Origin of the sequence: Rickettsia endosymbiont of Urophora cardui, from assembly GCF_964030725.1 — a bacterium.
GTDB lineage: Bacteria > Pseudomonadota > Alphaproteobacteria > Rickettsiales > Rickettsiaceae > Rickettsia.
Window position 1 is genome coordinate 356155 of the sequence record NZ_CAXIPY010000006.1, and the last position, 26390, is coordinate 382544.

Genomic DNA, 26390 nt, shown 5'->3' on the forward strand with positions numbered 1-26390 from the left:
TTTTGTTGAGCCTATATTAGAAGTAATTAAAAATATAGGTAACAGAAATGCAAATAGAGAAGAATAAAAAAATAAATGAAGCAATAGATTTGCTGATAGAAGGTGGAGTAGATTTAAAAACAGTACTAAGTCAGAATGGATTAATTAAGGAATTAACCAAGGGTATTTTAGAGCGAGCACTGCATGCTGAGATGTCAGAACATTTAGGTTATAGCAAGTATGATAGAGCTGAAACTGAGAATGCGAGGAATGGTAGTTTTAGTAAGAATCTGATTAGTGAGAATGGTACTATAGAGCTAAATGTTCCAAGAGACAGACAAGGTAAATTTGAACCTATAATAGTCTCAAAGAAACAAACAAGAATAGATGGCTTAGACCAAAAGATAATATCCTTATATGCGAAGGGTATGAGTGTGTCTGATATTAAAACACAATTGCAAGAATTATATGGAGCTGAGATCAGTGAGAGCCTAATCAGCAGGATTACAGATGAAGTAATAGATGAGGTCAAGATTTGGCAGAGTAGACCTCTTGAATCAGTATACCCTATAGTATATTTTGACTGTTTAGTAGTGAAAGTAAGACAAGATAAACTTATTATTAATAAATCAGTATATGTAGCTTTAGGAATAGATTTATCTGGCAGAAAGGATATTTTAGGCTTATGGATAAGTGAGAATGAAGGAGCTAAATTTTGGCTCGGTAATTTTACTGAAATGAAGAATCGAGGAGTAAAAGATATCTTAATTGCTTGTAGTGATAATCTAACTGGTATGTCTGATGCTATTGCATCAGTATATCCGAAAACTGAACATCAAATTTGTATTGTCCATCAGATCAGGAATAGCCTCAAATATGTATCATATAAAGATAGAAAGCAATTAGCAGCGGATTTGAAACTAATCTATACTTCTGCTACTGAAAAAGAAGCAGAATTAGCTCTTGAGTCATTTGATCAAAAATGGAGTAAGCAATATCCGCATATAGCTAAATCTTGGTATAATAATTGGGATAATTTGATAATTTTCTTGCAATATCCAAAGGAGATTCGTAAGATTATTTACACTACAAATGCGATAGAATCGCTGAATAGCCAATTGAGAAAAGTTACTAAGAATAAACGCATCTTTCCAAATGATGACGCAGTATTTAAGGTTTTATATCTGACAATTGATTATATTACCAAAAAATGGTCTATGCCTATCCCCAATTGGAATGAAGCTATGGCTCATTTTATGATCAAATTTGATGGTAGAATTTAATGGTTCACGAAATTTACACAATTGATGAGACAGAGCCAATTATTATACCAAGATTTAGCTATATGCGGATATTGCTTACTCCATTTTTGATCAAATGACTCAAGAGCTAATTCTGCTTCTTTTTCAGTAGCAGAAGTATAGATTAGTTTCAAATCCGCTGCTAATTGCTTTCTATCTTTATATGATACATATTTGAGGCTATTCCTGATCTGGTGGACAATACAAATTTGATGTTCAGTTTTCGGATATACTGATGCAATAGCATCAGACATACCAGTTAGATTATCACTACAAGCAATTAAGATATCTTTTACTCCTCGATTCTTCATTTCAGTAAAATTACCAAGCCAAAATTTAGCTCCTTCATTCTCACTTATCCATAAGCCTAAAATATCCTTTCTGCCAGATAAATCTATTCCTAAAGCTACATATACTGATTTATTAATAATAAGTTTATCTTGTCTCACTTTCACTACTAAACAGTCAAAATATACTATAGGGTATACTGATTCAAGAGGTCTACTCTGCCAAATCTTGACCTCATCTATTACTTCATCTGTAATCCTGCTGATTAGGCTCTCACTGATCTCAGCTCCATATAATTCTTGCAATTGTGTTTTAATATCAGACACACTCATACCCTTCGCATATAAGGATATTATCTTTTGGTCTAAGCCATCTATTCTTGTTTGTTTCTTTGAGACTATTATAGGTTCAAATTTACCTTGTCTGTCTCTTGGAACATTTATCTCTATAGTACCATTCTCACTAATCAGATTCTTACTAAAACTACCATTCCTCGCATTCTCAGTTTCAGCTCTATCATACTTGCTATAACCTAAATGTTCTGACATCTCAGCATGCAGTGCTCGCTCTAAAATACCCTTGGTTAATTCCTTAAATGATGCTCCTCGCAGCAGAGCTACGAGGTATCTATCCAAAAAGCTTTAACTGTTTTTGTTGAAATGCTTTATAAGAAGGTTTGCCTGAACCTTGATTCTGTACATAATTACGTAATTTCTGCTCATCACCATGTTTACCTACTGTGCTCATAAAATATCCTTTACTCCAAAACTCACTTCCCCATAATTTTTCTTTAAGATTTGGATATTTCTCAAACATTTTCTTAGAAGTAATACTTTTTATGATTTGAGTTATTTTTGTTGGGCTATACATTGGTATTGACTGTAATAAAAAATGTACGTGATCTTTATCTACTCCTATTTCTAAAAATCTAATTTCATAACGATCTTCTATGTGCTCACAAATTTTACACAAATAATCATCTAGTTCTTGATTGAATATTACTCTTCTATACTTTGCCGGCGTTACTAAATGATATATTAGTACTGTGACATTATGACTCTTATGTATATAACTGCTTTCTTCCATTCAAGTAGTATATCACGAAGCAGAGCTTCGGGGAATTAAACCCTGAGAGATTAAAAATTGATTATATCTGGCTTAATTAATTATAGAACTTTCCTATCAGCAAATCTATTGCTTCATTTATTTTTTTATTCTTCTCTATTTGCATTTCTGTTACCTATATTTTTAATTACTGCTAATATAGGCTCAACAAAAATTTACACAATCATTGCAAAAGACTCGCAGTAATATCTTTCTTCATGGGGATACTCTTGTTTTTTTGCTAAAAATTATATAGAGTATCTTCTATCCCTTGTAAATACTTACTTCCAAACCTAGATTAATCCAGAATTCAGGTACTAAACAGTCAAAATATACTATAGGGTATACTGATTCAAGAGGTCTACTCTGCCAAATCTTGACCTCATCTATTACTTCATCTGTAATCCTGCTGATTAGGCTCTCACTGATCTCAGCTCCATATAATTCTTGCAATTGTGTTTTAATATCAGACACACTCATACCCTTCGCATATAAGGATATTATCTTTTGGTCTAAGCCATCTATTCTTGTTTGTTTCTTTGAGACTATTATAGGTTCAAATTTACCTTGTCTGTCTCTTGGAACATTTATCTCTATAGTACCATTCTCACTAATCAGATTCTTACTAAAACTACCATTCCTCGCATTCTCAGTTTCAGCTCTATAGCTAACGCGGAAAGGTTTTTACCATAGTTTTTGTATTTACTCACATATTCACCAGATCTCAATCCTATTAAACATTGCTGGACTAACTTTAAAAACTGTTTACGTAAAATTATTGATCAATGCCTAAGTTTTTCCTAATCTGTGGTAGAAACATTTCCGTGTTAGCTATATCATACTTGCTATAACCTAAATGTTCTGACATCTCAGCATGCAGTGCTCGCTCTAAAATACCCTTGGTTAATTCCTTAATTAATCCATTCTGACTTAGTACTGTTTTTAAATCTACTCCGCCTTCTATCAGCAAATCTATTGCTTCATTTATTTTTTTATTCTTCTCTATTTGCATTTCTGTTACCTATATTTTTAATTACTTCTAATATAGGCTCAACAAAAATTTACACAATCATTGCAAAAGACTCTATTATTTAGTAAATAATTTTTGTAAAATATATGAAGAATGGATAGAACACCGTCTATTATCAACAAATCAACAAAGGCATAGAATAGGAAAATTAAGTCTTGCAGCATTGATGACAATAGTCATATATTTTTATCTATCGCCTTGCAAGGACTTTAAAAACTATTATTTATATTACTTACCGCATAAATATAAGGGTTACTTTAATTTACCATGTTATAGTAGAATAGTACAATTATGGCCAAGGTTAATATTGCCATTGTCAATAATGTTGCAATTACTACGAGGTGAAGATACAGGAATATATTTTATTGATTCAACAAAACTATCTATTTGTCATGCTAAGCGTACTTCTAGTAATAGAGTTTTTGGTAAAATTGCCAAAGTTGGGATGAGTAGTTATGGTTGGTTTATGGGATTTAAATTACATTTAATCTCTCAGGGTTTAATTCCCCGAAGCTCTGCTTCGTGATATCATAAGAAACAACTAAAACTTTTTTAGATACCTCGTAGCTCTGCTGCGAGGAGCATCATTTAATCATAAAGCAGAGATTATAGCTGTTAAAATAACAAAAGCAAATAGAGCTGATTTATCTGTTCTTGAATCTATAACTCAGAAGATAACAGGTAAAGTATTTGGTGATAAAGCATATATTTGCAAAGAGTTATGGTTTAAACTTTATTCTAGAAATTTAAGAATGATAACTAATATTCGCCAGGATATGAAGAATGATTTACTAGAATTAGAAGATAAAACTATGTTACGGAAACGATCATTGATTGAATCAGTATTTAATATACTGAAAAATAGAATGAACCTAGAGCATACAAGGCATAGATCTCCTGTTAATTTCTTGGTGCATATTTTGGCTTGTGTTACTTCTTATGCTATCACTAAATCTCATACAAAACTTGATGCTTTAGCTCCAGAACAACTCCTCTTATCCTAAACTGGCGTTGTAAAACCTAAATAAAATTTTATTAAGATGGGTTAATATATACTCTGTATGGTATCAAGTGGATAAGTGAGTAATTACTGCTTTTATTGTTAAATAAGCTAATATTTACATATTTTTAAATAAACAAATTGATTTGTTGCAAATAATGGAGTATATAATATAGGAAATTAACTCTCGGGGCGTAGCGCAGCCTGGTAGCGCATCTGGTTTGGGACCAGAGGGTCGGGAGTTCGAATCTCTCCGCCCCGACCATTATAAATATAAATTAATGTCAAAAGACGATCTCATTCAGTTTACGGGTACAGTAATTGAGCTTGCACCTAACGCTACTTTTAGAGTGAAGTTGGAAAATGGTCATGTAATTATTGCTCACACCGCTGGTAGAATGCGTAAAAATCGTATTAGAATATTATTGGGTGATAAAGTTACAGTAGAGATGACCCCTTACGATTTAACTAAGGGACGTGTAATTCTTCGTCACCAATCTTAAGCATGCAATATCGATCAAAAAACCTACCTATAATACTAGCATCACAGTCACCTGCAAGGGTTGAGCTTCTTAAAAGGATTAAAATTACACCTGCACAAATTATTCCAGCAGATATAGACGAAACGCCTAATCTACGTGAATCACCAAATCACTTAGCGACAAGGCTTGCTTACGAAAAAGCTACAAAAGTTGCTTCTCAAATAGAAGATTCTGCTATTATCATAGCAGCAGATACTGTAACGGCACTTGGAAGAAGAATATTGCCAAAAGCAAGTAGTGCTGAAGAAGTAAGGTATTGTCTGAATATATTATCCGGACGTCGTCATCGTGTTTATACCGGTTTATGTATTATCAAAAAAGATAAAGATCAATTGGTCACTAGGCAGAAAATAGTCCAAACAGTCCTTAAGTTTAAAAGATTAAGCGAAGAAGAGCTAAATTTTTATTGCTCGCTAGATGAGGGGATTGATAAAGCTGGTGGATGTAAAATCTCTGGTTATGCCGAAGCTTTCATTTCCTTTATTTCCGGCTCTTATTCAAATGTTATGGGACTGCCATTATTTGAAACAGTAAACTCCCTGAATTCTCTGGGATTTATAAGTTATAAATAAACATCACCTTACTTTTTTTGCCAGTGTGGATCAACTCAATCTTGTCATCTCGTAAAGGCTTTGTTGCGTCGATCAGTTTTCCAGTTGTCATCCCGCGACTTGATTGCGGGATCCAGTTAAAAAGATCAATAATATTGATATTTTTAGTTGTATTTCTGGACCCTGTGGACAAGCCACAAGGTGACTATAGTAACGCCAATTTAGGATAAGAGAAGTTGTTCTGGAGCTAAAGCATCAAGTTTTATACGAGATTTAGTGATAGCATAAGAAGTAACACAAGCTAGAATATGCACCAAGAAATTAGGCTCTGTCTCATGGCTTTGTTGCATAAATAAGATTTGTAGAGCAAGAGTGGTGATAATCTGGTATAGCTAACACGGAAATGTTTCTACCACAGATTAGGAAAAACTTAGGCATTGATCAATAATTTTATGTAAACAGTTTTTAAAGTTAGTCCAGCAATGTTTAATAGGATTTAGATCTGGTGAATATGTGAGTAAATACAAAAACTATGGTAAAAACCTTTCCGCGTTAGCTATAAGATGTCCTGAATTAAAAATAATCCAGATTATATGAGATCTCGGAAGAAAGCCCCTTTTAGTAAATCACGCAAGTATTCTAAATATAAAATAACGAATTGGTCAGAATATAATAATTTTTTACGCAATAGGGGTCGCATAGATTTTATGATTGCCAGTGATTTGGCGATTGGCTGGTATGCTGATTACAGAGAGGAAATGAAACGAGGAAGACCTAGACGCTATAGTGATCACGCTATATTACAGTGTTTGAAGATCAGATGCTTATTCGGTCTTAAGTTACGCCAAACCCAAGGCTTTATAAACTGGCTCTTTGAAATATCGGGTTTATCTATTAGATGTCCAGACTATACAACATTAAGTAAGCGTATGAAGTCATTAGATCTTAGGTATTTACATGGAAATCAAGATAAAGAATTTAGTTGTATTTCAATGGATAGTACAGGGATACAAGCCTACACAGGGAACGAATGGCTAGAAAATAAGCATGGTAAGCAATATAAGCGTCGCATATGGAAAAAGCTACATATCGTTATAGAAGATCAAGGTATGATACTTGCCGATAGTACCACAGAGCGTACTATAGATGATAGATCACAGATTGGACTACTAATAGCTAATGTCAGAGCCAAGGATTTTCTGGGAGATCGAGGGTATGACGGTGAATCTACATATCAATTGTTGAGAAAGAAGAAGATAAAACCAGTTATTAGACCCCCAAACTCTTCAGTAAAAGTTCAATCGCTTAGGGATAAAACTGAGAGAGATGCAGCTGTTATATATCAACAAAACAAAGGATACCAAGCATGGAGGGTAAAGAATAATTATGGTAGAAGGGAGCGTGTAGAGAACACGTTCTTTCGATTTAAAACTTCTTTTGGTAGTAAGTTTCTATCAAGACATGATCAAAATATGACAAAAGAAATGTCTATTAAATGCCACTTATTAAACAAAATGTTTGAAATTGGTAAACCTATCTCTGTGCCTGTTGGCTAGGCTAGCATTGCGGGGTTAGGGGCAGTATATTCAAAAGCTTATTTATGCAACAAAGCCATATATCGCGAGCTATAACCACTCTTATTCATTTCGTATATTTTAAATCTTTCATCTATCGTTAAATGAGCCATGATATATCTATATTTAAATGATGCTCCTCGCAGCAGAGCTACGAGGAGCATCATTTATAGAACTTTCCATTAGTATATTCGATGTCACCCCGTGGCGGCTTTGCTCACATGGATCAGTTTCCCCTATCATCCCGTGATTTATTCACGGGATCCAGTTAAAAATACTAATAAAATTAGTATTTATTGTCCCAAAATTGGGAGAAAAACCCCGCACTTGCAGTGCGTCGTTTTAACATATAGAATGAAGAGATGCAGTATTACAAACCTGAATTCTGGATTAGCTAATTTTGAGATATAGCAGGTTTGTTAGGTTTCATACAGTATGCAATTAGGGCGGATAAGATATGTACAAAGGCATTCCAAATTGATCTATGTCTTGTATGTTCGATCTCGAAAGCACCCTTCAGCACACTAAATACTGTTTCGATAATTGAGCGTTTGCGTAATAATATTTTTTCAAATAATGGCATAAGTTTATTCTTCATTTTCTTCTTTATGCCAGTTACTAACTTGATTCCTTTGCTGTATAGATCATCAAAGAGCTCCTGTTTGATATAACCCTTATCGCCAAACAATAATCCCGTGATATGTTTGGTGATTATCGAAACCGGCGCTCTATCATCTACATTACCAGGCGTTAGTTTTAGACCTTGAATCTCACCTTTTTCGTTAATAACCAAATGTAATTTTAGACCAAAAAACCAACTTTTTGTTGTTTTACCCAAAGCAGCAATACCGGCAAAGACTTTATTACGAGAGATTCTTTTTCGGTGACAAACCTCTAAAGATGTGGCGTCAATATAAGAAACTCCCGTAGATTGAGCTGCCTGCATATACCATTCAAGTAATAAAACTAAATAACACAGAACTCTTGGTTTTAGAGCTATAAAACGAGTATATGATGGAAGAGTTACAAAGTCTGATTTATATAATTGTAGATAGGACATATAAAAATATTTAAAGTTTTTACAAGGTGATTGATGGTATAAAAGCACTATTGTTAACAGCTCAGAATAGCTTATTTCAGGCTTTCTTGTAGGGTTTGTATTAATTAATGTTAGAAATGATTTATTAATCCACTGCTCGCTAATTTTACAAAAATCATCGACAAAACAAAAGGTAAATTCCAGTATTAATTAAGCCAGATTTATATTTTCTTCCCATACCTCATTGGGTGTTTTATAACCGAGCACTTTTCTTGGTAAATTATTTAAAAAATCCTCAATTTCTTGTAATTGCTTTATTGTTAATTTTTTTATATCTAAAGATTTAGAGTATACTCTGTGCACCATTGAGTTAATCTTCTCTATCAATGGTTTTTGCCATGGAGACCTGAATTCTGGATTAATCTAGGTTTGGAAGTAAGTATTTACAAGGGATAGAAGATACTCTATATAATTTTTAGCAAAAAAACAAGAGTATCCCCATGAAGAAAGATATTAATGCATTATTTTGTTTTGTCGATGATTTTTGTAAAATTAGCGAGCAGTGGATTAATAAATCATTTCTACCATTAATCTCGCAGGGTTTAATTCCCCGAAGCTCTGCTTCGTGATATCATAAGAAACAACTAAAACTTTTTTAGATACCTCGTAGCTCTGCTGCGAGGAGCATCATTTAATAAAAACCCTACAAGAAAGCCTGAAATAAGCTATTCTGAGCTGTTAACAATAGTGCTTTTATACCATCAATCACCTTGTAAAAACTTTAAATATTTTTATATGTCCTATCTACAATTATATAAATCAGACTTTGTAACTCTTCCATCATATACTCGTTTTATAGCTCTAAAACCAAGAGTTCTGAGTTATTTAGTTTTATTACTTGAATGGTATATGCAGGCAGCTCAATCTACGGGAGTTTCTTATATTGACGCCACATCTTTAGAGGTTTGTCATCGAAAAAGAATCTCTCGTAATAAAGTCTTTGCCGGTATTGCTGCTTTGGGTAAAACAACAAAAAGTTGGTTTTTTGGTCTAAAATTACATTTGGTTATTAACGAAAAAGGTGAGATTCAAGGTCTAAAACTAACGCCTGGTAATGTAGATGATAGAGCGCCGGTTTCGATAATCACCAAACATATCACGGGATTATTGTTTGGCGATAAGGGTTATATCAAACAGGAGCTCTTTGATGATCTATACAGCAAAGGAATCAAGTTAGTAACTGGCATAAAGAAGAAAATGAAGAATAAACTTATGCCATTATTTGAAAAAATATTATTACGCAAACGCTCAATTATCGAAACAGTATTTAGTGTGCTGAAGGGTGCTTTCGAGATCGAACATACAAGACATAGATCAATTTGGAATGCCTTTGTACATATCTTATCCGCCCTAATTGCATACTGTATGAAACCTAACAAACCTGCTATATCTCAAAATTAGCTAATCCAGAATTCAGGTTGGAGAATAAGGATTGCAAAAATATACTTTTCGTTCAGATTTTGGCAATAGTTGTTCATGATTGGTAAATTCTTTGCCATTATCTAACGTTATGCTTTTGATTATATGCGACAATTGTTTAAGTTTTTTATTCATGTTACCAATCACATCTTGTGTTCTTTTTGAACGGTTTAAAGTGAGAAACACTTTTTGTGTTCTGATATCCACAAGAGCGCCTATATTACGACTTTGATTACCTTTGTTAAAAGTTAAATCACCTTCTAAATGACCTATTGCTGCTATCTTTCTATTTATCTCTGGTCTTTCAGTAATGGAAACTCGATTTGGTATTGTAATTCTTTTGTTTCTGATTCTTGTACCATGATGCAACCTATTTTTCCTTTTTCTTGCTAAAGATAAATATAATTTTTGCCTTTGTGCTATAGGAGATGTATAAATAAACTGGTATATACTCTCTGTAGAAATATTGACAGTATCTCGTGATAGTTTACGTCTACCTGAAATTATATCTGGTGAAATACCCTGTGTTAACTGCTTTATTATTTCTGCTCGTAAATTATTATCAATATCTAATTTTCTTTTTCTCTTACCTTGCCTTAAACTGCAAGCAAGTGTGTTAGCCCTATCTGGTCTATAATTATGCCTCATTCTCTTGAGTTCATAACATATAGTGCTTTTATCACGGCCAATCTTTGTCCCTATATATCGCGAGCTATAACCACTCTTATTCATTTCGTATATTTTAAATCTTTCATCTATCGTTAAATGAGCCATGATATATCTATATTTAAATGATGCTCCTCGCAGCAGAGCTACGAGGTATCTAAAAAAGTTTTAGTTGTTTCTTATGATATCACGAAGCAGAGCTTCGGGGAATTAAACCCTGAGAGATTAAAAATTGATTATATCTGGCTTAATTAATTATAGAACTTTCCGTTCTAACAGTGACACTCAATCACTCGCAAGAACATTAAGTCAGAACTATCAGGAACAAGAATCTATTGGTAGAGAAATATCTGATGCGATATCAGCTCAAGACCAATTAAGTAGAAGCCGTCAATATGTAGCACAAAATGCAGCCACTATTGATCGTAATATGAATGAGCCAGTACTCAACGCTATAATAGATAGCCATATTCCTGGGGTTTCAAGTAAGGAGCAAGCTGCAAGATGGGCAAGAACTCATATACATGAAGCAGCTTCCATAGCAAACTCAGTAATGCCAATTGATAATATAGCATTAGATAGTCCGTCCGCCAAAACTCTAAAAGCCTTATAGGCAATAGGGTTTTAAGGCAAAAATGCATAGTAAAATCCATAAGAAAATGAAAGGTTTTATATCAAAAGCTTATGGAAATACAAAAAAATGACAATAAAAAAATGAATGCATTTTGGGAAATAGTGTGGTTTTTAATACAAAAATTTAAAATCAGCCCTCAAAATTAGAGTAATTTGCTCTAAAATCGCACTATTTTTGGAAATTAGTGACACAAGTGATATTTTTTAGAGTTTTGGCGGAGGGACTAGTTAATTTTTTGCCTTTAGCTGTAGCGATTCTATAACTTTCAGTATTGAGTTCAAGAATTGAAGAATGGTGAACCAATCTGTCAATAACTGCTGACGTAGTCATTTCATCTTTAAAAATAGTATTCCATTTTGCAAAAACTAAATTGCTAGTAATTAATACACTACGCATTTCATAACGTTCAGCTAATAAGGTAAATAAAACATCAGTTTCTTCACGATTATATGGTACATATGATATATCATCAATTATCAATATTTCAAAATAATCGAATTTTTTAATAATTTGCTTAAGTTTTAAACTAAGCTTTGCTTCTAGTAATTGTTGAACCAAATTAGCTGCTGTTGTATATAATACACGTCTACCAGCAAGACACCACTCACGTGCTAAACCTATACTAAGATGACTTTTGCCAGTGCCAGGATTACCAAAAATAAGTATATTTTCATAGCGATCCATAAATTCTCCTTGTGCAAGATATTGGATCTTAGTTGGCGATAATCCTGGGATACGCTTAATATCAAAGTTGCTTAATAACTTATCTCGAGAGAGTTTTGCTTGCTTCAGCAATCTGGCAATACGTTGTTGTTGTCTATGTTCTAACTCACGTATGGCTAACTCCTGTAGATAATCTATATATGTTTTCTTTTCTTGCTCAAAGCTTTCTGCAACTGATTTATAGCACGATGCAAAAGTAGGTAAGCAAAGGTTCTTGAGTAAATTATTTAGCGGTTGCGGAGTTATTATCTGTTTACTCATGCAACCTCCATTGTTTTAAAGCAATGTAATTGATCATATTCAGACAGTATTGGTTGATTAATTTTTACTGAACAAACAGTTTGAGTCTGGCTATTTAGTAAATCTGTAATATGATCAATTATTGGCTCAATTTTCTTTTCTAATAGCACTTCTAATGCAGTAACTACATTCAATTCTCCATACATTTTTGCTAATTGTAATATTTTAAGATATATTTTATGCCCTTTATATGGATATATAGAGATAAGCTGGTCATATACCTGACGAAATATAGCACGTGGGAATAAAGCTTCATAATATTGATATTGAACAAATGCTCCAGGTTTACGTACTAAACTATCAATAATATGTCTATAATCAATAACATAGCCATTGCTGATTCTAGACATTTTTTGTAAACATTTGTTACCATAGTAAAGCTCTATTTCTTCAGAATAAATATAAGCTTTTAAAGTATAACCTATTAAGCGACTAGGCACAGAATAAGCTACAGATAAAATACTAACTGTACTGCTTGGATTAACACGTACTGATAATATTGTAGGTGCATTCCATTTCCTGATTGGTAACTCTTGTAAATGAACTAATTCTTCAGCTAATTTTTCTTTTCTACAGCTATTTCGCTTTTCTTTAATTTGTGTAAGGAATAATTCATAAGCTTTTAAATCAACAAAATTACGTGATCCACGTAATAGCAGATGTTGATTCACTGCTTGCTTAAATGTATCATGACTTTTTTCAACAGAACCATTTTCATGACTGACGCCTGGATTATTTCGCGATGGTGCAACATTGTAATAACCAAGCAATTCTTGCCATCTTTCTGTAAATTGTCTACTATTACCACATTGCTTGGTAGCTGCACTTAAATTATCTGTACGATGCTCTGGTAAAACTCCACCTAACTCCCATACAGCTTTTTCAAACCCTGATGCTAATGTATCAAAACTTTCACTATGGCATATGCTAAAAGTTTCCCAACATGAATAAGGCAACATAAAATGAAATAGTAAGTGAGGATATGGTTGCCCACCAATACAAATACCCAATTGATTCATATTGGTCCAATCAGACTGACTCTGTTTGCCAGGAAGAATATTTTGTAAAAAGATTACTGTCTTATCCGATAGTGGACTGAAAAATCAAGACAAAAAAATGAGTAGTATGTTTTCCTAATTTTTCGATTATCAGGCAGCAATTTGCTGATAATTTTGCATATAATTCAGATATACATTCATAGGCTTTTTATAACCAATACTTGAATGAAATCTGTGATAATTATATTTATTCAGATAATGATCAATCCCCTCTTTTAACTCTTTAACATTGTTAAAATCATTAATAAAGATACAATTATATTTTAAAGTTCTAAAAAACCTTTCTATTACTATATTATCAATACTTCTACCTTGGCCATTCATTGAAATTTGGATATCATGCTCCTTGAGAATATTTATGTGGTCATAACTGGTATATTGGCTACCTTGATCACTATTAAATATCTGTGGAGCGTTATACTTACTGAGAGCTTGTTTCAAGACATCAGTTACAAGAGATGCATCCATAGAATTTGACAGTTTATAGCTCAATATGGCCTTGCTATGCCAATCTATAATAGCTGCCATATACATAAAGCCACCATTAGTTCTAATGTAAGTAATGTCACCACTCCAAACCTCATTCACATTAGGCACATACACTTGCTTTGTTGAGCCAGATTTAGTCCAATATTGATCAAGTAAGTAGCTATAGATCTTATGCTCACTATCGTTTCGAGAAGTAGATTTTTTCTTATGTGGGTAAATAGCTTCTATACCCATCATCCTCATATATTTCAGTACTCGATCTTTACCGACAATAAAACCATCTTCTAGTAACTGTTGATGAATATAGCGATAACCAAATTCAGGATTATCTGTATATATTTCATCTATTCTATTTAAAATACTTAATTTATTTATACTCATCTCCTTGGATTTATAGTAGGCTGTAGATCGACTAATCTTTAATAGTTCACACTGTCTTGATTTTGAGAGTTGATTTAGCTTGGAGTGTACAAGACTCTTTTTATTTGATAAATCCAAGCTTTTGAGCTTTCCCACGGCCCAGTCCCTCTCAACTGTGATTCTACCAAGAGCTTTAGCAAGCTCATCATTTTGCTCTTGTAAATGATTTATTTGTTCTTGATATTCACTCAAAACTTTAGCTGGTTCAAAAGCTAATGCCGCATTACCTAAAAACTGTTTTTTCCAATTTTGAATTGTTTTAACACTTATTGCATATTTTGAAGCTAACTGACCAAGTGTCGACTCCTCTTTTATTAATTCTAATACTATCCCCGTTTTTTCTGAAGCACTGAAAATTTTTACTTTATTTTTCTTCATCTTTCCTCTTAAGTTTATTGCTATTTATTCTAACTTATTGCGGAAACACACTCCTTCATTTTTTTGTCCAATTTTTTTAGTCCATTATATCCTTACCATGTGCAGCTCTCCATTGTTTCAACCTTTTCTGCAAACAGCGTAATTGCTTCCCATTATAATTCCCATGATACTTTTCTGTCAAATATGCTAATATGGTAGTTGCTTGCAACTCCGGTGCTGATTCTAGCATTGATTCTATTTCATCCCAGTGCTTCACAAATGGATCCTTACGTGTCCTATATTTACGTATTGTGCGTAATTCGCTTGGATACTTATTAATACGTAAATACTTACGTGCCGTTTTTACACTCATACCTGCTTTTGCAGCAGAAATTATCTGATTATATTTTTTGATCTTTTGCATTAAAATACCTACTTGGTTATTTGTACATGTCATCAGTAATTCTCGAATAATATTTAAATATTTAAAAATAAATTTTTATTCGATTTTACTGTCCATAGTTACTTCTTTTTTATAGGTAATTTTAATGTTCGTTGAGGGTAATTCTAATATTCGTTAGTCAAAGGATGATACGACTATTTTGGTTAGAACATCAGAAACATAAGACGAATAAAATACTGTACCCAAATCATTTAACTGGTTTTAGTCCAGAAACGAGTAACCATAGAAGAGATGATGAACGCTCTACTAGCCCATCATATTTTTATCTTCCGTATAACATATATTATGATCATGATAAATAGGATACCTAGTAATGAATAACAAAGAATGCTGCACACATATAAACAAAATATTAACTAAAATATTCCAAACTCCTTATAACTGGAGCTTGATCATAATGTCAGGACTAATATTCCTACTTTTCACCATGCCCTATTCTACTAATTATGGGTATGATCGTTTGACGAGTTGGTTTGATATGGTCATATTATTTAGCGGTGCTTGTCTTGTTGCAAAATATGTACAGGGGCATAACAAACAAGATATGGTAGCTGAGTATTCTGTATGTAGCTTCCTTTTCTCCCTAATGACCTTATTATTAGCAAAAACGCTATATCTTGGAGTATTTTTAACTAATATTGTAATGTTCATTTTAACACCAGTAAGTATATTCCTCTTTCTAATACTCATAAAGCACTTATACTTAAGTACTAAGAGCACTACAAAATGAACATACAAGAGCAAGGTAGATTCACAAGAGGTGCACAAATCTTCGCACACCAGATTAGGATGCTTACGCAAGGCATTACTAATGCACTAACAGTAAGTCTTACTGCATCATGTCTGTGGCTTATATTTAGAGTTCTTCAGAAAATCAATATATTAAGCCTATATTATTATTTCATAGAATGCTACGTACAGCTAAAGCTTGCTATAGGGCAGTATTTCTATGATATATCACAGATCGGTATAACATTCTATGATGTGAAAGGGCAGGAATGGATATCCCGATCTGCAGAGGATTTTGTTCATAAGTTTTGGTATGTCACAAAGCATGGCACTCAGATTACAAGATTCGGCTCTTGGCTAGCACGTTCTGCGGCATTTGAAGTACTTGGTGTTTTTGGTTTAACCATGTCTGGTATTACCATCTTTTTTTGGTATAGAGGCATCAAAACAATAGGTGGCTCTGTCTCATCAATTGTGTAAATTTCGTGAACCATTAAATTCTACCATCAAATTTGATCATAAAATGAGCCATAGCTTCATTCCAATTGGGGATAGGCATAGACCATTTTTTGGTAATATAATCAATTGTCAGATATAAAACTTTAAATACTGCGTCATCATTTGGAAAGATGCGTTTATTCTTAGTAACTTTTCTCAATTGGCTATTCAGCGATTCTATCGCATTTGTAGTGTAAATAATCTTACGAATCTCCTTTGGATATTGCAAGAAAATTATCAAATTATCCCAATTATTATACCAAGATTTAGCTATATGCGGATATTGCTTACTCCATTTTTGATCAAATGACTCAAGAGCTAATTCTGCTTCTTTTTCAGTAGCAGAAGTATAGATTAGTTTCAAATCCGCTGCTAATTGCTTTCTATCTTTATATGATACATATTTGAGGCTATTCCTGATCTGATGGACAATACAAATTTGATGTTCAGTTTTCGGATATACTGATGCAATAGCATCAGACATACCAGTTAGATTATCACTACAAGCAATTAAGATATCTTTTACTCCTCGATTCTTCATTTCAGTAAAATTACCAAGCCAAAATTTAGCTCCTTCATTCTCACTTATCCATAAGCCTAAAATATCCTTTCTGCCAGATAAATCTATTCCTAAAGCTACATATACTGATTTATTAATAATAAGTTTATCTTGTCTTACTTTCACTACTAAACAGTCAAAATATACTATAGGGTATACTGACTCAAGAGGTCTACTCTGCCAAATCTTGACCTCATCTATTACTTCATCTGTAATCCTGCTGATTAGGCTCTCACTGATCTCAGCTCCATATAATTCTTGCAATTGTGTTTTAATATCAGACACACTCATACCCTTCGCATATAAGGATATTATCTTTTGGTCTAAGCCATCTATTCTTGTTTGTTTCTTTGAGACTATTATAGGTTCAAATTTACCTTGTCTGTCTCTTGGAACATTTATCTCTATAGTACCATTCTCACTAATCAGATTCTTACTAAAACTACCATTCCTCGCATTCTCAGTTTCAGCTCTATCATACTTGCTATAACCTAAATGTTCTGACATCTCAGCATGCAGTGCTCGCTCTAAAATACCCTTGGTTAATTCCTTAATTAATCCATTCTGACTTAGTACTGTTTTTAAATCTACTCCGCCTTCTATCAGCAAATCTATTGCTTCATTTATTTTTTTATTCTTCTCTATTTGCATTTCTGTTACCTATATTTTTAATGTCCCCCTACGGGGATAAAAAATCCCTCGCCTTCAGGCGAAGGGAAGATATAATGAAGTTGCTTTAGCAACGAATTGATAAAAAGATATGAGAAGTTATAGAAAAAATAGTCATAGCCAGTATGATTTAAAAGTACATATTATATGGATACCAAAGTATAGAAAAAGAGCATTGGTAGGAAAAGTAACTGAGAGAGTCAGGGATTTATTAAGGCAAATTTGCATGGAACATGAAGCATATATAATTTCAGGTAAAGTATCTTGTGATCATGTTCATATATTTATTTCATACCGTCCTCAAGTGGCTTTAAGTAAGCTTGTACAATATCTAAAAGGGAGTAGCTCAAGAATATTACAGGAGTTTCGCACTTAGCAAAGTTGCGAATCAGTTAAAAGCCATCTGATATTGTTTTGAATTGATGTTTTTATAACTTCCCAAGTTTGTTGATATAAAGTAATGTTTTCATTTATCCTCCTTTTATTCATATCAAGCCAGGCAAATACTGCAAGGCAAATATGATTTCTTTGAGCTCGGCCCGTGCGTGCCTGACAGCGTTCAATACCACAAGTTTGTTTTAATTCTCGATGATAAACCTCTATAGACCAACGTGCCTTAACAATTTTCTCTATTTGCTCACGTGTGGGATTGTCCAAGTTCGTTGTTATGTAATCAATGCGACCATTCTTTGCCACAAACTTAAATACCGTAACCCAACCGTATCCACGTAGGTGAATTTTTAGCCCCTCATCGGGTATCTCTAAACTTTCCAAGCTAACATTATGATTAACTTTTCTATTTTTCCTTAGGGTGGTAACCCATAGCCAGCCTAAATTACGTATATGTTTTAAATTCTTCAACCCGCTATACCAAGCATCCATGACTATGGCATCAGGATTGAGACCTCTTTCTTTAGCTAAAGTAAGCATATCACAAAAATGCTCATTCTTTGTTTTACCATCAGTGTCTTTATCATATATTCTATAATCTACGGGAGTAGATTGAGCAATTTTAGTATTGTAATGTAGTAAGTTTACCATTCCTATACCAGGTATAACATCATGTACAGCTCCAGAATATTGATAACGTACAAGCTCAATCTTCTGACTGTATTGCTTTGATAATAAGGTGTCATCCCCCACTAATAAACACGGTGCTTCCCAATCTATATATTTTGACACTTCCTTATAGATTTCGCTAGGACGAAAATCCTTACTCTTTAACCATCGACTTGCACTATCGTGAGATAGATCTACTGGACTCACTTCAGATAATGCCTTGCTAGTATATCTGACACTACTTGCTTGTAAAAATGATTTATATAAGTCCTTGCTACATTTTGTTCTTGTCATTTTTATCTAAAACTATTTTTCTCTAGATTAACATACTTTTTGCTAAGTGCGAAACTCCTGTATTATTGCAAGAATTTGCTCATTTAAGGAAACAATTTTGGGGTAATCATTTTTGGGCTAGAGGATATATGGCGGTGAGTTCAGGTAATATTACTGACGAAATGATACAGCAGTATATTGATGAACAAGAAGGTGAGCCAGTAAATGATGATCGATTTCTAATCGATTCCACTTTATAACCCCTCAGCTTATAGCTGAGGGTTGTTTAGTTACTTCTAATATAGGCTCAACAAAAATTTACACAATCATTGCAAAAGACTCCAATAGGTAATCAGAAATTAAGAGGCATGGATTATGTTGAAGCTTCTGAGCTTACCAAAATCCTTGCAAAAGAAAAAGCAGCATCTAACATTAAGTTTGCAGGACTTCCTATTGTTAAGGATAGTGAAAGACAGCATATACTAATTACTGGTACTACTGGTACTGGTAAAACCAATATGCTCAATGAGTTATTGCCTCAGATACGAAGCAAGAGGGCTTTGTTGCATAAATAAGCTTTTGAATATACTGCCCCTAACCCCGCAATGCTAGCCTAGCCAACAGGCACAGAGATAGGTTTACCAATTTCAAACATTTTGTTTAATAAGTGGCATTTAATAGACATTTCTTTTGTCATATTTTGATCATGTCTTGATAGAAACTTACTACCAAAAGAAGTTTTAAATCGAAAGAACGTGTTCTCTACACGCTCCCTTCTACCATAATTATTCTTTACCCTCCATGCTTGGTATCCTTTGTTTTGTTGATATATAACAGCTGCATCTCTCTCAGTTTTATCCCTAAGCGATTGAACTTTTACTGAAGAGTTTGGGGGTCTAATAACTGGTTTTATCTTCTTCTTTCTCAACAATTGATATGTAGATTCACCGTCATACCCTCGATCTCCCAGAAAATCCTTGGCTCTGACATTAGCTATTAGTAGTCCAATCTGTGATCTATCATCTATAGTATGCTCTGTGGTACTATCGGCAAGTATCATACCTTGATCTTCTATAACGATATGTAGCTTTTTCCATATGCGACGCTTATATTGCTTACCATGCTTATTTTCTAGCCATTCGTTCCCTGTGTAGGCTTGTATCCCTGTACTATCCATTGAAATACAACTAAATTCTTTATCTTGATTTCCATGTAAATACCTAAGATCTAATGACTTCATACGCTTACTTAATGTTGTATAGTCTGGACATCTAATAGATAAACCCGATATTTCAAAGAGCCAGTTTATAAAGCCTTGGGTTTGGCGTAACTTAAGACCGAATAAGCATCTGATCTTCAAACACTGTAATATAGCGTGATCACTATAGCGTCTAGGTCTTCCTCGTTTCATTTCCTCTCTGTAATCAGCATACCAGCCAATCGCCAAATCACTGGCAATCATAAAATCTATGCGACCCCTATTGCGTAAAAAATTATTATATTCTGACCAATTCGTTATTTTATATTTAGAATACTTGCGTGATTTACTAAAAGGGGCTTTCTTCCGAGATCTCATATAATCTGGATTATTTTTAATTCAGGACATCTTACCAGATTATCACCACTCTTGCTCTACAAATCTTATTTATGCAACAAAGCCCTGCCACCTGCCATAATAACCGGCTTTACTTTCATATGATTTCAACTATTGATTGAGTAAATAATGACAGGCTTTATAGATGGCTTTAAAAAATAAGTCAAGCTTTTTGACAGATTTTACAATAAAAAGTGCTTCTTCCTGAGTGTTTAGTCTTAATAATGCTACTAGAGCAGCTTAGGCACTCTTGCCCGTCTCTTGCATAAACCATAAGTTGCTGTGTAAAATAACCTGGTTTATTATCGCCATTAACAAAATCTTTAAGGGTAGTGCCGCCAGCAATTATAGCTTTAGATAGAACATTCTTAACTGCTGTAATTAAATTCTTTATCTCATCATCGTTTAAATCTTTTCCGAATTTATCAGGATGAATTTTAGCTAAATGAAGACTTTCAGAAGCATAAATATTGCCGACTCCAACGACAATTCTATTATCCATGAGTAAATTTTTTATCGGCACTTTTTTATTCATCAGCTTACTTTTTAAATATTGAAGCTCAAATAAATCAGATAGAGGTTCTAACGCTAGATTAGCAAAAAAATCTTTCTCCAAAAGCTCGGTACGAAAGCTGTAAATCATCCCGAATCTTCGAGTATCGTTAAAAATCAGCTTTTCATTATTACTTAAGTTAAAAACTACATGGTCATGTTTTTTGACTTCATAATTATTCGGTTGCAAAGTAAACCTGCCGCTCATACCTAAATGAACTATTAAAGAATGATGATTATTAAAGTCGATTATTAAATATTTAGCACGACGCCTAACATTTATTATATTCGTATTTACGATTTGGTCAGCTAAATCAGCAGATAATTTATAACGTAGATTATCTCTTTTAAAATCCACTTTCTTTATAACAAGCCCTATTAATTTACTTTCTAGGGAGTTTTTTAAAGTTTCTACTTCAGGAAGTTCCGGCATTTTTACTATTATTTTAATAATTTTATGTTTATACTGAAGTTTTGACAAAAAGATAGCCAAACTTATAAGTGATGATATAAATACGCTCAAATACAAAAGGGGTTTTAGTGTGTATGATTATACAAGAAATGTTGCAAGAAATAAAAAATTTTTCCCTATAATCAAGATGTGGTTTTAGAATTAATACTATCACTAGTAACTAATGATAGCGTTAAAGCAAGATCTGTTGTTGAATTAACAACTAATAAATATTTTCAGCGTAGTTGGTCAAGTGTATACAGAGCTATAGAGAATTTTTACTGTGCTCGTGATGAATCATTAAATATAAGAGATAAGCAACGTTTTAAGACTCGAGAAGATATAGAAAAATACTTAATAAGTAAACTGAATGATGCTCCTCGCAGCAGAGCTACGAGGTATCTATCCAAAAAGCTTTAACTGTTTTTGTTGAAATGCTTTATAGTCCGTCCGCCAAAACTCTAAAAGCCTTATAGGCAATAGGGTTTTAAGGCAAAAATGCATAGTAAAATCCATAAGAAAATGAAAGGTTTTATATCAAAAGCTTATGGAAATACAAAAAAATGACAATAAAAAAATGAATGCATTTTGGGAAATAGTGTGGTTTTTAATACAAAAATTTAAAATCAGCCCTCAAAATTAGAGTAATTTGCTCTAAAATCGCACTATTTTTGGAAATTAGTGACACAAGTGATATTTTTTAGAGTTTTGGCGGAGGGACTTTATAAGAAGGTTTGCCTGAACCTTGATTCTGTACATAATTACGTAATCAGGAGTTTCGCACTTAGCAAATAATATGCTAATCTAGAGAAAAATAGTTTTAGATAAAAATGACAAGATCAAAATGTAGCAAAGATTTATATAAATCATTCTTACAAGCAAGTAGTGTAAGATATACTAGCAAAGCATTATCTGAAGTAAGTCCATTAGATCTATCGCACGATAGTGCAAGTCGATGGTTAAAGAGTAAGGATTTTCGCCCTAGCGAAATCTATAGCAAAGTGTCAAAATATATTGATCTGGAAGATCCTTGTTTATTAGTGGGAGATGACACCTTATTGTCAAAGCAATACAGTAAGAGGATCGAGCTTGTAAATTATCAATATTCTGGGGCTGTACATGATGTTATACCTGGTATAGGAATGGTAAACTTACTGCATTACAATACTCAAATTGATCAATCTACTCCTGTAGATTATAGAATATATGATAAAGAAACTGATGGTAAAACAAAGAACGAGCATTTTTGTGATATGCTTACTTTAGCTAAAGAAAGAGGTATCAAGCCTGATGCTATAGTTATGGATGCTTGGTATAGTGGTTTGGATAATTTAAAACATATACGTAATTTAGGTTGGATATGGGTTACCAACCTAAGAAAAAATAGAAAAGTTAATCGTAATGTTAGCTTGGAAACTTTAGAGATTCCCGATGAAGGGCTAAAAATTCACCTACGTGGATACGGTTGGGTTACGGTATTTAAGTTTGTGGCAAAAAATGGTCGCATTGATTACATAACAACTAATTTAGAGAATCCTACACGTGAGCAAATAGAGAAAATTGTTAAGGCGCGTTGGTCTATAGAAGTTTATCATCGAGAATTGAAACAAACTTGTGGTATTGAATGCTGTCAGGCACGCACGGGTCGAGCTCAAAGAAATCATATTTGCCTTGCTGTATTGGCCTGGCTTGATATGAACAAAAGGAGGATAAATGAAAACATTACTTTATATCAACAAACTTGGGAAGTTATAAAAACATCAATTCAGAACAACATTAAATGGCTTCTAACTAATACACAATTTTGCTAAGTGCGAAACTCCTGGTAATTTCTGCTCATCACCATGTTTACCTACTGTGCTCATAAAATATCCTTTAATCCAAAACTCACTTCCCCATAATTTTTCTTTAAGATTTGGATATTTCTCAAACATTTTCTTAGAAGTAATACTTTTTATGATTTGAGTTATTTTTGTTGGGCTATACATTGGTATTGACTGTAATAAAAAATGTACGTGATCTTTATCCTGAAGTTTTGACAAAAATTCTAATTTTTCTGACTAAAGTAAAAATTTATATTTAAAGTTAAATATTTAGTGCTTTTATCAGCTTAAAAGCGATATTTCTACAATTTAAAGTAAATTATTTGATATATAATACAAATTATAGATTGATACACTCGCCACTTTTTTTAATAAAAATTTTTTGTCAAAACTTCAGTTTATCTACTCCTATTTCTAAAAATCTAATTTCATAACGATCTTCTATGTGCTCACAAATTTTACACAAATAATCATCTAGTTCTTGATTGAATATTACTCTTCTATACTTTGCCGGCATTACTAAATGATATATTAGTACTGTGACATTATGACTCTTATGTATATAACTGCTTTCTTCCATTCAAGTAGTATATCACGAAGCAGAGCTTCGGGGAATTAAACCCTGAGAGATTAAAAAAAGTGGCGAGTGTATCAATCTATAATTTGTATTATATATCAAATAATTTACTTTAAATTGTAGAAATATCGCTTTTAAGCTGATAAAAGCACTAAATATTTAACTTTAAATATAAATTTTTACTTTAGTCAGAAAAATTAGAATTTTTGTCAAAACTTCAGTTAAAAAGAAAGCAAGATAATGAAAAGGCTACTGGAGATTTAGCTACAGATGCACGACGTGCAAAAAGGGCAAATTTTATTAGATAAAAATTTATACTTTATAAATGATAGAACTTGTTTATAATAACTAATTAGTAATTAAGTTATTTAGAGTTCGATGAATAAATCTAAATTCATTTTTCTATCTGCCATTTCAGGGAATATACTTGAATATTATGACTTTACTGTATATTCAGTTTTCTCGCCGATTATAGGGCGAATTTTCTTTCCTGGGGAGTCAGAATTTATCCAGATTCTTTTAAGCCTTGCAGTATTTGCCGTTGGTTTTTTAACGAGACCTATTGGAGGCATATTATTTGGTTATATCGGTGATAGATATGGTAGGCGTATTGCCTTGATAATATCTATGCTGGGTATGACTATCCCGACCTTTATCATGGGTCTGATCCCCTCATATGCAGATATTGGGGTTTATGCACCCGTTACTCTAATCATAATGCGGCTTATTCAGGGACTTTGTATTAGCGGTGAGGGAACAGGAGCTGCTATTTTCATTTTAGAACATCGTCAAAATTTAAGACCTGGTTTTACAGCAGGTTTAGTACATGGTTCCAATATTGTGGGCACATTAGTAGCAATTTTTATCGGTATTATAATAGAGCGTTATTTTTCCCATGTTGATTTTGCGTGGCGGTTTGCTTTTCTTCTCGGCGGTTTTATAGGACTTGCCGGATTTTACTTGCGACTGCGTGTTTCAGAAACGCCGATTTTTGAAATGCTTGAGAAAAAGAAAAAAGTTCTTAAAGCTCCTTTTTCCAACATAATAAAAACAGCTTGGAAATCTATGTTTTTGACCATATGTATAGGTGCCATAGCTAGCAGTATTATGTATTTAGTAAAAACATATATAAATGTGTTTTATTACAATGTTATGCATTTTGATAATGCTATTGCTTTATCCTATTCAGCTTATAGCTTGTTTATTGCAATGGTTGCGATGCCGCTTGCTGGCGGTGCTGCCGATATTATCGGAAAGTTTAAGATGAGTATGTTAGTTGGTACTGCAATTTTGCTATTGATCTTACCGACTATGTTACTTATGTCGGCAGAAGAAACTTGGCAGCAAATTCTAGTACTTACTGTTCTTGGCATGCTTGCAGGAAGTATAGCAGGTACGGCATATATATTCGTTATTTCTCTATTTACTGCAGAACAAAAATTTACCGGCGTTGCTTTCAGCTATAACTTTGCGATAGCAATATTTGGCGGTACGTCCCCGATTATTTCACGTTGGCTTGTTGAGCATACTAAATTATTTTATGCTCCAGCTTTCTATATCATGATTATTGCCGCTATATTTTTAATTATTATGTATATGATGAGAAGAGTAATCAAACAGTTGTTAAATAGTTATGAACAAAAAAAATAGAGAAGTAACAAGTAGCTGGTTTACTAATTTACGTGATTTATTATGCACGGAATTTGAGAAAATCGAAGAAGAATACGCAAAGGCAAAAGGTTTAAAGCCGGGTAAGTTTGTCCGCTCGAGCTGGGAACGTGATGGTGGTGGTGGTGGTGTTATGTCCGTCATGAAAGGGGAAGTGTTTGAAAAAGTCGGCGTTAATATATCCACTGTATTTGGTGCATTCTCAAAGGCGTTTCGTGCCGAAATCCCAGGAGCGGAGTTAGACGGCAAGTTTTTTGCTACTGGTATTTCATTAGTTGCTCACCTTAAATCTCCGTTAATTCCTACAATGCATTTCAATACCCGTTATATTGAAACCTCAAAAAATTGGTTTGGCGGCGGTGGTGATTTAACACCTTTTTATCCAGAAGAAGACGAGACAGCAAAATTTCATGCAGCTTTCAAAGAAGCATGCGACAAATATGATTCTGGCTATTATCCTAAATTTAAAAATCAATGTGACGAATATTTTTATTTGAAGCATAGAAAAGAACCGAGAGGAGTCGGCGGAATATTTTACGATTATCTAAATAGCGGTAATTTTGAGCAAGATTTTTCTTTTACGCAAGATGTAGGCAAAGCGTTATTATCAGTATACCCTGAAATCGTTAGAAATAAGCTATTTTTACCTTGGACGGATGAACAAAAAGAATACCAGCTTATAAGACGAGGTAGGTACGTAGAATTTAATTTGCTATATGATAGAGGTACAAAGTTCGGCTTAATGACTGACGGCAACGTTGAGGCAATATTGATGTCGCTACCACCGGAGGTAAAGTGGGCATAACTTGTTTCTAAAGGTAATTTGTGCGTCAACCCGCTGCTCGCATCCTCACGTACTTTTTTGTACGCTGCGGTGCTGTACTGCGTGTTTCCTGCAAATTCCTCTTTATTAACTGCGTTATGCAAGGAGTCTAATAAAA

21 protein-coding genes, 1 tRNA gene and 12 pseudogenes are annotated in these 26390 nt (G+C 33.4%); 16 read left to right on the top strand and 18 right to left on the bottom strand.

Features of this window, described 5'->3' with window-relative positions; translation table 11 throughout:
• Positions 1 to 47: 47 nt before the first annotated feature.
• The gene (locus AAHI98_RS09615) at positions 48 to 1262 is read left to right on the top strand and encodes an IS256 family transposase (RefSeq protein WP_342224662.1); all 1215 of its coding nucleotides are present in this window, start codon (positions 48 to 50) and stop codon (positions 1260 to 1262) included.
• On the opposite strand, the pseudogene AAHI98_RS09620 reads toward AAHI98_RS09615, so the two are convergent.
• The 4 genes and pseudogenes from AAHI98_RS09620 to AAHI98_RS18660 form a co-directional block, all read right to left on the bottom strand.
• Positions 1259 to 2161 (bottom strand): annotated as a pseudogene (locus AAHI98_RS09620) (IS256 family transposase); the annotation flags it as partial. The gene AAHI98_RS09615 and the pseudogene AAHI98_RS09620 sit on opposite strands and share 4 nt — an antisense overlap.
• Positions 2162 to 2195: 34 nt before the next feature.
• Complete coding sequence (tnpA, locus tag AAHI98_RS09625) at positions 2196 to 2654, bottom strand: IS200/IS605 family transposase (protein ID WP_342224823.1); 459 nt, start codon at positions 2652 to 2654, stop codon at positions 2196 to 2198.
• A 336-nt stretch (positions 2655 to 2990) separates the two neighbouring features.
• Positions 2991 to 3326, bottom strand: a pseudogene (locus tag AAHI98_RS09630) (transposase); the annotation flags it as partial.
• Positions 3327 to 3507: 181 nt separating this feature from the next.
• Positions 3508 to 3648 (bottom strand): annotated as a pseudogene (locus AAHI98_RS18660) (IS256 family transposase); the annotation flags it as partial.
• A gap of 136 nt (positions 3649 to 3784) precedes the next feature.
• On the opposite strand from AAHI98_RS18660, the pseudogene AAHI98_RS18665 reads away from it, so the two are divergent.
• The 5 genes and pseudogenes from AAHI98_RS18665 to AAHI98_RS09665 all read left to right on the top strand — a co-directional run bounded on the left by AAHI98_RS18665 (position 3785) and on the right by AAHI98_RS09665 (position 7351).
• A pseudogene (locus AAHI98_RS18665) lies at positions 3785 to 4706 on the top strand (transposase).
• Positions 4707 to 4890: 184 nt separating this feature from the next.
• Positions 4891 to 4967: transfer RNA gene (locus AAHI98_RS09650), tRNA-Pro, on the top strand.
• A 16-nt stretch (positions 4968 to 4983) separates the two neighbouring features.
• A complete protein-coding gene (gene infA, locus AAHI98_RS09655; RefSeq protein WP_011476840.1) occupies positions 4984 to 5205 on the top strand; it encodes a translation initiation factor IF-1 in 222 nt (73 codons plus the stop codon).
• A 2-nt stretch (positions 5206 to 5207) separates the two neighbouring features.
• The gene (locus AAHI98_RS09660; protein ID WP_342225747.1) at positions 5208 to 5816 is read left to right on the top strand and encodes a Maf family protein; all 609 of its coding nucleotides are present in this window, start codon (positions 5208 to 5210) and stop codon (positions 5814 to 5816) included.
• A gap of 572 nt (positions 5817 to 6388) precedes the next feature.
• The gene (locus AAHI98_RS09665) at positions 6389 to 7351 is read left to right on the top strand and encodes an IS5 family transposase (protein ID WP_342225748.1); all 963 of its coding nucleotides are present in this window, start codon (positions 6389 to 6391) and stop codon (positions 7349 to 7351) included.
• A 412-nt stretch (positions 7352 to 7763) separates the two neighbouring features.
• Here AAHI98_RS09665 and AAHI98_RS09670 read toward each other — a convergent pair whose 3' ends face one another.
• Together AAHI98_RS09670 and AAHI98_RS09675 are read right to left on the bottom strand one after the other, a co-directional pair.
• Entirely contained in the window at positions 7764 to 8615 is an 852-nt protein-coding gene (locus AAHI98_RS09670) for an IS982 family transposase (protein WP_410526246.1), read from the bottom strand.
• Between the two features lie 3 nt (positions 8616 to 8618).
• Positions 8619 to 8813, bottom strand: a pseudogene (locus AAHI98_RS09675) (IS30 family transposase); the annotation flags it as partial.
• A gap of 95 nt (positions 8814 to 8908) precedes the next feature.
• Between AAHI98_RS09675 and AAHI98_RS09680 the strand changes: the two are divergent.
• A pseudogene (locus AAHI98_RS09680) lies at positions 8909 to 9869 on the top strand (IS982 family transposase).
• Between the two features lie 18 nt (positions 9870 to 9887).
• Here AAHI98_RS09680 and AAHI98_RS09685 read toward each other — a convergent pair.
• Positions 9888 to 10661, bottom strand: a pseudogene (locus tag AAHI98_RS09685) (IS30 family transposase); the annotation flags it as partial.
• A 124-nt stretch (positions 10662 to 10785) separates the two neighbouring features.
• Here AAHI98_RS09685 and AAHI98_RS09690 point away from each other — a divergent pair.
• Positions 10786 to 11166, top strand: coding sequence for a hypothetical protein (locus AAHI98_RS09690; protein ID WP_342225750.1), 381 nt, complete (start codon positions 10786 to 10788; stop codon positions 11164 to 11166).
• A gap of 189 nt (positions 11167 to 11355) precedes the next feature.
• On the opposite strand, the gene istB is transcribed toward AAHI98_RS09690, so the two are convergent.
• The 4 genes from istB to AAHI98_RS09710 form a co-directional block, all read right to left on the bottom strand.
• Positions 11356 to 12171 (bottom strand): IS21-like element helper ATPase IstB, encoded by an 816-nt coding sequence (gene istB, locus AAHI98_RS09695; RefSeq protein WP_342225751.1) that lies wholly within the window; start codon positions 12169 to 12171, stop codon positions 11356 to 11358.
• The gene (locus AAHI98_RS09700) at positions 12168 to 13229 is read right to left on the bottom strand and encodes a Mu transposase domain-containing protein (protein ID WP_342225752.1); all 1062 of its coding nucleotides are present in this window, start codon (positions 13227 to 13229) and stop codon (positions 12168 to 12170) included. The genes istB and AAHI98_RS09700 overlap by 4 nt, the downstream gene beginning before the upstream one ends.
• Before the next feature lie 129 nt (positions 13230 to 13358).
• A complete protein-coding gene (locus AAHI98_RS09705; RefSeq protein WP_342224752.1) occupies positions 13359 to 14555 on the bottom strand; it encodes an IS3 family transposase in 1197 nt (398 codons plus the stop codon).
• A gap of 76 nt (positions 14556 to 14631) precedes the next feature.
• Positions 14632 to 14991 (bottom strand): hypothetical protein, encoded by a 360-nt coding sequence (locus AAHI98_RS09710; RefSeq protein ID WP_342225753.1) that lies wholly within the window; start codon positions 14989 to 14991, stop codon positions 14632 to 14634.
• A gap of 732 nt (positions 14992 to 15723) precedes the next feature.
• Between AAHI98_RS09710 and AAHI98_RS09715 the strand changes: the two genes are divergently transcribed.
• Positions 15724 to 16206, top strand: a complete 483-nt coding sequence (locus tag AAHI98_RS09715) for a TraD N-terminal domain-containing protein (protein ID WP_342225754.1) — start codon at positions 15724 to 15726, stop codon at positions 16204 to 16206.
• A gap of 13 nt (positions 16207 to 16219) precedes the next feature.
• Here the strand turns inward: AAHI98_RS09715 and AAHI98_RS09720 are convergent, their stop codons facing one another.
• Positions 16220 to 17434, bottom strand: a complete 1215-nt coding sequence (locus AAHI98_RS09720; RefSeq protein ID WP_342224684.1) for an IS256 family transposase — start codon at positions 17432 to 17434, stop codon at positions 16220 to 16222.
• A gap of 109 nt (positions 17435 to 17543) precedes the next feature.
• Here AAHI98_RS09720 and tnpA (AAHI98_RS09725) point away from each other — a divergent pair.
• Positions 17544 to 17819: pseudogene (gene tnpA / locus AAHI98_RS09725) on the top strand (IS200/IS605 family transposase); the annotation flags it as partial.
• Positions 17820 to 17824: 5 nt separating this feature from the next.
• Here the strand turns inward: tnpA (AAHI98_RS09725) and AAHI98_RS09730 are convergent.
• Entirely contained in the window at positions 17825 to 18805 is a 981-nt protein-coding gene (locus AAHI98_RS09730) for an IS701 family transposase (RefSeq protein ID WP_342224818.1), read from the bottom strand.
• 59 nt (positions 18806 to 18864) lie between these two features.
• On the opposite strand from AAHI98_RS09730, the pseudogene AAHI98_RS09735 reads away from it, so the two are divergent.
• Positions 18865 to 19044 (top strand): annotated as a pseudogene (locus AAHI98_RS09735) (transposase); the annotation flags it as partial.
• Positions 19045 to 19140: 96 nt separating this feature from the next.
• Positions 19141 to 19341, top strand: a pseudogene (locus AAHI98_RS09740) (type IV secretion system DNA-binding domain-containing protein); the annotation flags it as partial.
• Positions 19342 to 19397: 56 nt separating this feature from the next.
• On the opposite strand, the gene AAHI98_RS09745 reads toward AAHI98_RS09740, so the two are convergent.
• Positions 19398 to 20360, bottom strand: a complete 963-nt coding sequence (locus AAHI98_RS09745; RefSeq protein WP_342224734.1) for an IS5 family transposase — start codon at positions 20358 to 20360, stop codon at positions 19398 to 19400.
• Between the two features lie 181 nt (positions 20361 to 20541).
• The gene (gene mutM / locus AAHI98_RS09750; protein WP_342226168.1) at positions 20542 to 21363 is read right to left on the bottom strand and encodes a bifunctional DNA-formamidopyrimidine glycosylase/DNA-(apurinic or apyrimidinic site) lyase; all 822 of its coding nucleotides are present in this window, start codon (positions 21361 to 21363) and stop codon (positions 20542 to 20544) included.
• 168 nt (positions 21364 to 21531) lie between these two features.
• On the opposite strand from mutM, the gene AAHI98_RS09755 reads away from it, so the two are divergent.
• Both AAHI98_RS09755 and AAHI98_RS09760 read left to right on the top strand, forming a co-directional pair.
• Positions 21532 to 21801, top strand: a complete 270-nt coding sequence (locus tag AAHI98_RS09755; RefSeq protein WP_342225756.1) for a hypothetical protein — start codon at positions 21532 to 21534, stop codon at positions 21799 to 21801.
• A 410-nt stretch (positions 21802 to 22211) separates the two neighbouring features.
• Positions 22212 to 23192 (top strand): IS701 family transposase, encoded by a 981-nt coding sequence (locus AAHI98_RS09760; RefSeq protein WP_342224656.1) that lies wholly within the window; start codon positions 22212 to 22214, stop codon positions 23190 to 23192.
• Here AAHI98_RS09760 and tnpA (AAHI98_RS09765) read toward each other — a convergent pair.
• Both tnpA (AAHI98_RS09765) and AAHI98_RS09770 read right to left on the bottom strand, forming a co-directional pair.
• The gene (tnpA, locus tag AAHI98_RS09765; protein WP_342225757.1) at positions 23169 to 23423 is read right to left on the bottom strand and encodes an IS200/IS605 family transposase; all 255 of its coding nucleotides are present in this window, start codon (positions 23421 to 23423) and stop codon (positions 23169 to 23171) included. The two genes, AAHI98_RS09760 and tnpA (AAHI98_RS09765), sit on opposite strands and share 24 nt — an antisense overlap.
• Positions 23424 to 23601: 178 nt before the next feature.
• Positions 23602 to 23784: pseudogene (locus AAHI98_RS09770) on the bottom strand (transposase); the annotation flags it as partial.
• Between the two features lie 375 nt (positions 23785 to 24159).
• Between AAHI98_RS09770 and AAHI98_RS09775 the strand changes: the two are divergent.
• Both AAHI98_RS09775 and hemF read left to right on the top strand, forming a co-directional pair.
• The gene (locus AAHI98_RS09775) at positions 24160 to 25431 is read left to right on the top strand and encodes an MFS transporter (protein ID WP_342225758.1); all 1272 of its coding nucleotides are present in this window, start codon (positions 24160 to 24162) and stop codon (positions 25429 to 25431) included.
• Positions 25415 to 26254 carry an oxygen-dependent coproporphyrinogen oxidase gene (gene hemF, locus AAHI98_RS09780; RefSeq protein ID WP_342225759.1) on the top strand — a complete coding sequence of 280 codons (840 nt, stop codon included), beginning with the start codon at positions 25415 to 25417 and terminating at the stop codon, positions 26252 to 26254. Before AAHI98_RS09775 ends, hemF begins: the two co-directional genes overlap by 17 nt.
• Here hemF and AAHI98_RS09785 read toward each other — a convergent pair.
• A pseudogene (locus tag AAHI98_RS09785) lies at positions 26244 to 26376 on the bottom strand (palindromic element RPE1 domain-containing protein); the annotation flags it as partial. The gene hemF and the pseudogene AAHI98_RS09785 sit on opposite strands and share 11 nt — an antisense overlap.
• Between the last annotated feature and the right edge of the window lie 14 nt (positions 26377 to 26390).